Source organism: Hydrocoleum sp. CS-953 (assembly GCF_002260545.1).
Classification (GTDB): domain Bacteria; phylum Cyanobacteriota; class Cyanobacteriia; order Cyanobacteriales; family Microcoleaceae; genus Trichodesmium.
The window spans coordinates 1-4,175 of sequence record NZ_LGSU01000671.1; the positions used below are offsets into that span (position 1 = coordinate 1).

2 protein-coding genes are annotated in these 4,175 nt (G+C 35.7%); both read right to left on the reverse strand.

The annotated features are described in order from the left end of the window. The coding region (locus tag AFK68_RS07645) for an Hpt domain-containing protein (RefSeq protein ID WP_143437668.1) at window positions 1–316 on the reverse strand (316 nt) is incomplete at its 3' end. Window positions 317–421: 105 nt separating this feature from the next. Continuing rightward, window positions 422–1,840 (reverse strand): HAMP domain-containing methyl-accepting chemotaxis protein (locus AFK68_RS41235; RefSeq protein WP_246844052.1); only part of this gene is annotated, 1,419 nt, incomplete at its 5' end. Window positions 1,841–4,175 lie beyond the last annotated feature (2,335 nt).

Genomic DNA, 4,175 nt, shown 5'->3' on the forward strand with positions numbered 1-4,175 from the left:
GTTCTAATAAATCTTGTAAAGTATCAAAAACTCTCAAAAATAAAGATTCTAATTTATCATCTACTTTAACAACGACAGTTTCTTGCAGAATTTTAAAACTATCTTCTAATCTATGAGCAATGTATCGTATACTATTAATCCCTAACATAGCAGCTCCACCTTTAACAGAATGAGCTGCTCTAAATAATTCACTTAACAGTTCTGGATCTTCTATAGTGACTTGCAAATTTAATAATCCTTGCTCTATAGTATTGAGGTGATCTTTTGCCTCCTCAATAAAATAGCTCATAATTTTTTGTGTTTGTTCAGTTTGCATATTTTTTATAGTTCTCAAGTCAACAGATTTTTTTTTGACTATTGATTATGCTTGGCATAACTATCAAAAAAAACTGCTGATAATTTCCTAAAAATTTCTACTTTATTACTCCGCTGGATCTACCCGGAAACGCTCTACTGAAGTTAATAGATCCCGAGCAACACCCACTAAATTCTGGAGGGAACTATAAACTCGTTGAGATTCTTGAGAAGTTTCTTGAGCTGTCATTTCTACTGCCTGCATTACTTTCGATACTGACTGTGCTACTTCATTTTGTTCTACTGTATCTGCAGCAATAGAACGTACTAATACATCAATTCTTGTTGTCACTTGAACAATATCTTCCAGAGATTGCTTTGCCTCTTCTGCTAACCCTGTTCCATTAATAACGTGCTGAGTTGCGTCTTCCATCCCCTTCATTACTCCATTTGTCTCAGTTTGGATTTGCATCACTGTATGTTCAATGTTCTTAGATTCTTTAGCTGACCTGTCCGCCAACTGTCTGACCTCATCTGCCACTACTGCAAATCCTTTACCCGCTTCTCCCGCTCTAGCTGCTTCAATACTGGCATTTAATGCCAACAAGTTTGTGCGAGCGGCAATACCAGAAATTGAACCTACGATTTTTTGGATTTCCTGGGTAAATTCTGATAAACGTTTCACTCTTCGAGTTGCATCTGCCACACCTTCTCTGATTTGGAGAATACCAGCTACAGTACGGTCTACTGTTTCCCCTCCTTTTAATGCTAAAGCTGCTGCTGAACGAGCTACATCTTCTGTTTCGCGAGCATTTTCAGCTACCCGTTGAATAGCATCAGTCATCACTTGTACAGATTGTAGAGTCGCTGCCAATTCTTCTGCTTGTCGCAAGGCGTCTGTAGATAAACCTTGAGCAAAGGTAGCACTATCCATCGAACCCCTACTTACCCTTTGAGCAGCTTCTTTAACCTGATGCACAATTTCCCGCAAATTTTGAATAATCAAGTTAAATGAATCTGCGACTGCTCCTAAAACATTTGCTGTAACTTCCGCACTCACAGTCAAATCTCCACGAGCAGCTCCTTCTACATCATCTAGTAAACGAATTACTTGTCGCTGTAAATCTTCTTTTGCTTGCTCATTTTCTTCTGCTTTTCTTTGAGCATCCGTGTAAGTTGCTTGGATGACTTTAGCCATATGATTAAATTTGGCAGCCAGCTTACCAAATTCATCCTCTGAATACACTGTTGCTGTGGCTTTTAAGTTACCATCACAAATGATATCAAATTGAGTATTTAAATCTTTGTTTGCTCTTTCTATTTGGTTGGTCGTGATCCTGCCAAGACCATAAGCAGTTAAAAAGCTACTTACTCCTGCTATACCTGTCATTATCCAACCAGTGCTACGCAAATCAGAAATTACTTCTGTTTTTTGCTCTTGCAAGGCTCTGTAAGAAACTATATTACTGACAAAAGCTACTGCTATTAAGGATGCTAACCCTGTTCCTATAGCTGTGTATAGTTGTTTTGTATATAGGGAAGCATTNCTGCCAAGACCATAAGCAGTTAAAAAGCTACTTACTCCTGCTATACCTGTCATTATCCAACCAGTGCTACGCAAATCAGAAATTACTTCTGTTTTTTGCTCTTGCAAGGCTCTGTAAGAAACTATATTACTGACAAAAGCTACTGCTATTAAGGATGCTAACCCTGTTCCTATAGCTGTGTATAGTTGTTTTGTATATAGGGAAGCATTTTCCCAAAACGCTAACCCACCTTGTTCAACCATTACATTTGTGTCTACTTCTTCTCCTTTGATTTTGCTAAATGTTGGCAGTTGATGATCTATTGGTATAGCTTCTTCATTATCAATCGCACTAGGATCGGTTCTACTATCAAACAAAGCTCCTGTTGTGGCTCCGACAACCATTCCTGTGTCCATTGTTTCTAAATTTGGCGCTACTGCCCCCATCTCAGGAGTAGTCATATCTGTTGGCATTTCTATTCCATCAGTCAGGGAACCATAGTCCTCAAAATTACCAAATTCATCATCTTCTAGAAAACCATTGGCTTTTTTATCTATATTTCCTTCTTCATCTAGATGAAAAGCTTGACTGAATGCTGCTTCGTCAAATTCATTCATCTCAAAACTATCTAGTTCTTCCCCTACTCCTTTACTTGTCTCTTCTGTTTTCTGCCATTCATTATATAATTCATCTCCTATTTCACCTAACTCATTTTCTGTTTCTTCCCACTTGAAGCTATTGTTATTTTCCATCAATAAAGTAGCTTCATCTACATCGGAAAAATTACGGTTAAGATTTTCATTTTCTGTTGCTGGCTCTTTGGCTAGTGATGGTCTATTATTTTCTCTTATATTATTTGCTTCTCCAGTAATCATTTNCATTCATTATATAATTCATCTCCTATTTCACCTAACTCATTTTCTGTTTCTTCCCACTTGAAGCTATTGTTATTTTCCATCAATAAAGTAGCTTCATCTACATCGGAAAAATTACGGTTAAGATTTTCATTTTCTGTTGCTGGCTCTTTGGCTAGTGATGGTCTATTATTTTCTCTTATATTATTTGCTTCTCCAGTAATCATTTCTCCAGAACTTTCTAAGATTTCATCTATTACGTTCTCAAAATCTACTGACTCTAAGTCTAACTCTTCTATTCCAGAATCTTGGTCTATATTTGGAGTGATTTTATTATTTTTTATGTCTTCATATTCTAATGTTTGATTTTCAGATATTTCTTCTTCTTTTAACAATTCTTCTTGTTGTTTTTTCCAGATTTCATCCAGGTCTGCAGTTAAACTAAAATCAGATATTTCTTCCTCAGATATTTCTTCTATACTTCCACTATTTTNCTTCATATTCTAATGTTTGATTTTCAGATATTTCTTCTTCTTTTAACAATTCTTCTTGTTGTTTTTTCCAGATTTCATCCAGGTCTGCAGTTAAACTAAAATCAGATATTTCTTCCTCAGATATTTCTTCTATACTTCCACTATTTTTACCATTTAAAACTGCATCATCTAGGGATTTTTGCTTTGTTCCATTTGGGGATATTTTACCATTTTCTATTGGCAACTGACTTCTTATTTCTTGGTTATCTGTACCTAAACTCTCTTCAAATTGTGTGAAATCAGGCAAATCTTCTAAATACTCTGAATCTTCATGTTGATGGTTATGGGAACTACCATTTGTAGTGAAAGGATTATGATCTTCATCTGTTAATTCTAAATCATCTATATCTTCTAGCTCTAATTTCCCAAAATCAAAATTTCCTGCGGAGTTTTCTGCTGTTAATTCTAGACTATTTTCATCAAGGATTAGTTCTGGATCTGTGATATTTTCTAGGTCTTTTGTATCTAATTCTAGACTATTTTCATCAANTTTTCATCAAGGATTAGTTCTGGATCTGTGATATTTTCTAGGTCTTTTGTATCTAATTCTAGACTATTTTCATCAAGGATTAGTTCTGGGTCTGTGATATTTTCCAGGTCTTTTGTATCTAATTCTAGACTATTTTCATTGAGGATTAGTTCTGGGTCTGTGATATTTTCCAGGTCTTTTGTATCTAATTCTAGACTATTTTGATCTGCTATCGCTTCCAAGTCACTAGAAACTTGTCCTTCTATAGATTCTTCATTCTGATAGTCATCAAAGTTAATACCTTCCAGCATTTCTTCAGACTCACTCAAGCTAGCTGGATAATCTGTAATAAATTGCTCACTATCGCTGATACCTTGTTGAGCATAGTTCAGCAGTTCTGGATCGTCACTGAGGTCTAAAACTAACTGATATTGTTCTTTAGCTACATCATACTGATGAAGTCCATAACAATATATATGACCACAAAGCAGACGAGAAC